Here is a 4,472-nt window from a genome sequence, read left to right on the forward strand (position 1 = left end):
CCAGGACGTCGAAGCCGGCCCGGGCGGCCCGCTCCGCGGCTGCCGCGAAGTCCGCTGTCACGGCGGCGAGTCGGACGTCGTCCGCTTCGTGCGGCACCGGGCTGTCGGCGTCCCAGGGGAGGGCCGAGGGGGCGATCAGCGGCCAGCCGTCGGCGAGCGGGCGGCCGATGCCGTCCGGCCCGGGTGCGGTGGTCGAGCCCCGACGGCCGGCGTGGGTCAGCTGGATGCCGAGCGGGGTGTCGCTCACCGCCCGGACGTCGTCCACGAGTCGGCGCCAGGCGGCCTCCTGGCGGTCGGTCCACAGGCCCGGGCACCGGTCGGTGGCCCGGCCCTCGGGGTCGACCGCCGTCATCCCGGCGATCACCAGCCCGGCGCCGCCGAGGGCGTGCCCGGTGAGCTGGGCGCGGTCGAAACCGCTGGGCAGCGCGTCGGGGGAGGTGAAGGTGGCCAGCGGGGGCACCACGACGCGGTTGCGCAGCTCCAGCGCGCCCAGCTTCAGCGGCCGGAACATCGGCGGCACCCCGGGCGAGCCGCCGAAGGCGGTGTCCACCGCGTCCACGAAGCCGGGGTCGCGGGCCCGCAGGTTGCCGTAGGTGACGCGCCGGCTGCGGGTGAGCAGGTTGAAGGCGAACTGGTCGGCGCCCTGTCCGGTGCGCCGCCCGATGGTCTCGAACCACTCCAGACTGGCCTGCGCGGCGCGCTGGGTGGACTCCACCACCGGGCGCCGCTCGGCCTCGAAGGCGGCCAGCGCCTCGTCCAGGGTGGGTTGTTCGCCCAGCGCCGCGGCCAGGGCGAGGGCGTCCTCCAGGGCGAGTTTGGTGCCCGAGCCGATCGAGAAGTGCGCGGTGTGCGCGGCGTCGCCGAGCAGAACCACGTTGCGGTGGCGCCAGCTCGCGTTGCGCACCGTGGTGAAGCGGATCCAACGGGAGGCGTTGGGGATCAGCCGGTGGCCGTCCAGGTGTCCGGCGAACAGGTCCGCGCAGCGCCGCACGCTCGCCAGGTCGCTCTCGCCGCGCGCGAACTCCCGTGCCGCCAGGGCCGCGAAGCCGGCGCGTCGCCAGGCGTCCGCGGCCGCCTCGACGATGAAGGTCGAGCGGGACGCGCTGTACGGGTAGGCGTGCACCTGGAGGACACCGAAGTCGAACCGCTCGACGATGAAGGTGAAGGCCTCGAAGACCTTGTCGGTGGCGAGCCACATGTAGCGGCAGTGGCGCTCGTCCAGGTCGGGGCGGAAGCTCTCCGGGTGGGCGGCCCGGGTGCCGGAACGGATGCCGTCGGCGGCCACCACCAGGTCGTACTCGGCGGCCAGCCGGTCGACGGGCGGGGCCGGGGTGCGGTAGCGCACGTCCACCGCCAGCTCGGCGCAGCGCTGTTGCAGGACGGCCCGAAGCCGGTTGCGGTCCAGGGCGGCGAAGCCGTGGCCGCCGCTGGTGCGGACCTCGCCCGCGTAGCGGACGTCGATGTCGCTCCAGCGGGCGAACTCGGCGCTGATCGCGGCGAAGACGCGCGGGTCGGCCCGGGCGATGCCGTCCAGGGTCTCGTCGGAGAAGACCACGCCGAAGCCGAACTCGGCCTCCCGGGCGTCCCGTTCGAAGACGGTGAGCTCCCGGCAGGGCGCCAGCTGCTTGGCCAGGGCGGCGAAGTAGAGACCGCCGGGGCCGGCGCCGACCACCGCGATCCGGGCCCGGTCCGGCGCCGCGCCCACGCGGTCGGCCCCGGGGGTCATCCGATCACCTCGGGCCGCTGGGGCCCCGCCTCCGCCAGCGTGCGGCGGACCCGCGCGGGCCAGGGCTCGGCGCCCCCGTCGTGCGGCGCCGCGTGCACCACCGACATCCGCCCGCACGCGGCGAGCCCGTGCGGGCCGTGCACCTCGAAGGCGTAGTGCAGCGAGGAGCCGCCGACCCGCACCACCCGCAGCTCGGTGCGGACCAGGTCGCCGAACCAGAGCCGCTCGCGGTAGTCGGCCTCGAAGTGCACCCGGGGGATCCGTCCGAACAGCTCGGCCAGCCCGAGCCGGCGCAGCAGGGCGGCCTCGGCCGCCTCGGCCCAGCGCTGCACGGCGGAGAAGTGGTAGTGCCCGGCGGCGTCGGTGTCCGACCACTCCACCCGGCGCTCGACGGTGACGCTGGCCGGGGTCAGCGCGGCCCGTCGGCGCAGCTCGGAGCGGAGCAGTTTGCCGGTCGCGGTGCGCGGCAGCTCGGGCACGAACTCGACCGCCCGCGGGTACTTGTACGGCGCGATGGTGCGCTTGACGTGCTCCTGGAGCTCGCGTTCCGTCTCCGGCCCGGCCGGTGCGCCGGCGCGCAGCACCACGTACGCCTTGACCACCGTGCCGCGCCGCTCGTCCGGTGCGCCGACCACCGCGCAGTCGGCGACGTCGGGGTGGGCGGCGAGCGCTTGTTCCACCTCGGGCCCGGCGATGTTGTAGCCGGCCGAGACGATCATGTCGTCGTTGCGCGCCCGGAACCAGAAGTAGCCGTCGCGATCCCGGACGTAGGTGTCGCCGGTGAGGTTCCAGCCGTCGCGCACGTAGTCCAGCTGGCGCTCGTCGTCCAGGTAGCGGCAGCCGGTCGGGCCCTTGACGGCGAGCATCCCGGGTTCACCGTCCGACACCGGGCGGCCCTGCCCGTCCAGGACCGCGGCCCGGAATCCGGGGACGGGCCGGCCGGTGGAGCCGGGGCGGATGTCCTGCCCGGCGGCCGAGACGAACACGTGCAGCAGCTCGGTGGCACCGATGCCGTCGATCAGCCGCCGGCCGGTGGCCGCGTGGAAGGCCTGCCAGACGGCGGCGGGCAGCGGCTCGCCCGCCGAGACACAGCGCCGCACCCCGGCCAGCCGGTCGGCCAGTCCGGCGGCCAGGATCGCCCGGTAGGCGGTCGGTGCGGTGAACAGCACGCTCACCCGGTGGCGGTGCACCTGGTCGGCGAGCTGCTCGGGGGCGGCCTGTTCCAGCAGCAGGCTGGCGGCGCCCGCCCGCAGCGGGAAGACCAGCAGGCCTCCGAGGCCGAAGGTGAAGCCGAGCGGCGGGGTCCCGGTGAAGAGGTCCTCGGGCGTGGGGTCGAGCAGGTGGCGGGAGAAGGTGTCGGCGATGGCGAGCACGTCGCGGTGGAAGTGCAGGGTGGCCTTGGGGCGGCCGGTGGTGCCCGAGGTGAAGGCGATCAGTGCGACGTCGTCGGCGGCGGTCGGCACGGCGGGGAAGCCGGTGGGCTTGGCGGCGCAGCGGGCGGTGAGGTCCTCGGGGCCGGGGCCGCCGTAGCCGAGGACGCGCAGGCCTGGGGTCCGGGCCCGGTGCAGCTCGTCCAGGAAGCGGTGGTCGCACAGGGCGAGTACGGGGCGGGCGATGCCGTGCAGCTCGGTCAGCTCGGCGGCGCGCAGCAGCGGCATGGTGGTGACGGCCACCGCGCCGGCCTTCAGTACGCCGAGCCAACAGGCCGCCAGCCAAGGGGTGTTGGGGCCCCGCAGCAGGACCCGGTTGCCGGTGACGAGGCCGAGGTCCTCGGTCAGCAGCCGGGCGATCCGGTCGGCGTGGTCGCGCAGTTCGCCGTAGGACCAGCGTTCGGTGGGGGTGAGCAGGCAGCGACGGTCCGGGCCGAGGCGTTCGATGGTGTCGTCGAGCAGTGCGGCGGCGCAGTTCAGTCGGTCGGGGTAGGCCAACTCCGGTAGTTCGAAGAGGAGTTCGGGCCACTGCTCGAAGGGTGGGAGGTGGTCTCGGCAGAACGTGTCCACGTGCGCCGAGGGGGAGAGCTCCATGGGCGGCACCTCGTCGTGCGAGCGGGAGTGAGGCCAGTATGGCGCGTCGGTGACGCCAGTCAAGAGAGCGATACATGCATTCGGGCGACGACCGGGGGCGCTCGCCGTGCGCGCCCGGCGGATGGGGCCGGACCCACGACGGGGTGGGTCCAGCCACACTCCTGGGCCGACCGGCGCCTCGACCGGCTCGGCGGGGTGCAGAGTGGGGGTGTCGAACGGCGAGCGAGAGGCGGGGTCATGGGACGGCCGGATTCATGGGTCGGGCGTGCGGGAGCGGGGTTCGGGCGGGCGTGCGCGGTGGCGGCCGTCACCCTGTCGATCCCCGCCGTGTGGGCCGCCGCCGTGGCTCTGGGCATCCACTGGGGCCCGGCCAACCCCTGGTCGTGGCTGTTGCCGATGGTGCTGGTGGTCGCGGGCACGCTCGCCCTGAGCCGTCCGGTCTGCCGGGCGGTCCGCTTCCTGGTCGAGCGGTGGACCGGCACCGCTGTCCCGGCGGGCTACCGGACGGCCGGGCCGGTCACCCGGATGTCCACCGGCTACTGGTGGAACGGCTACGGGTACGAGCGCAGCCGCCGGGACGCCGTGATGGACCAGTCCTGGCGGATCCGGTGGAGCGACCCGGCCACACGTCGCTCTCCTCCAGCGGGCGGGTCAGGACGTCGAAGGAGTAGCCGTACCGGGCTCCGGCGACCACCCGGCGCATCTCCAGCCGGGCGAGCCGG

The 4,472-nt window shown here is 75.0% G+C and carries 2 protein-coding genes and 2 pseudogenes; 1 reads left to right on the plus strand and 3 read right to left on the minus strand.

The features are described from left to right. From AB0E96_RS38575 to AB0E96_RS38585, 3 genes and pseudogenes are all read right to left on the minus strand, one after another. On the minus strand, positions 1–1,726 hold a 1,726-nt coding region (locus AB0E96_RS38575), incomplete at its 3' end, for an FAD-dependent monooxygenase (RefSeq protein ID WP_359831124.1). After that, positions 1,723–2,106, minus strand: coding sequence for a thioesterase family protein (locus tag AB0E96_RS38580; RefSeq protein WP_359831126.1), 384 nt, complete (start codon positions 2,104–2,106; stop codon positions 1,723–1,725). The genes AB0E96_RS38580 and AB0E96_RS38575, both read right to left, overlap by 4 nt. Positions 2,107–2,151: 45 nt before the next feature. Next, positions 2,152–3,750, minus strand: a pseudogene (locus AB0E96_RS38585) (AMP-binding protein); the annotation flags it as partial. Between the two features lie 237 nt (positions 3,751–3,987). Between AB0E96_RS38585 and AB0E96_RS38590 the strand changes: the two are divergent. Next, a pseudogene (locus AB0E96_RS38590) lies at positions 3,988–4,472 on the plus strand (hypothetical protein); the annotation flags it as partial.

This window comes from Kitasatospora sp. NPDC036755 (genome assembly GCF_040636595.1).
Taxonomy (GTDB): Bacteria; Actinomycetota; Actinomycetes; order Streptomycetales; family Streptomycetaceae; genus Kitasatospora.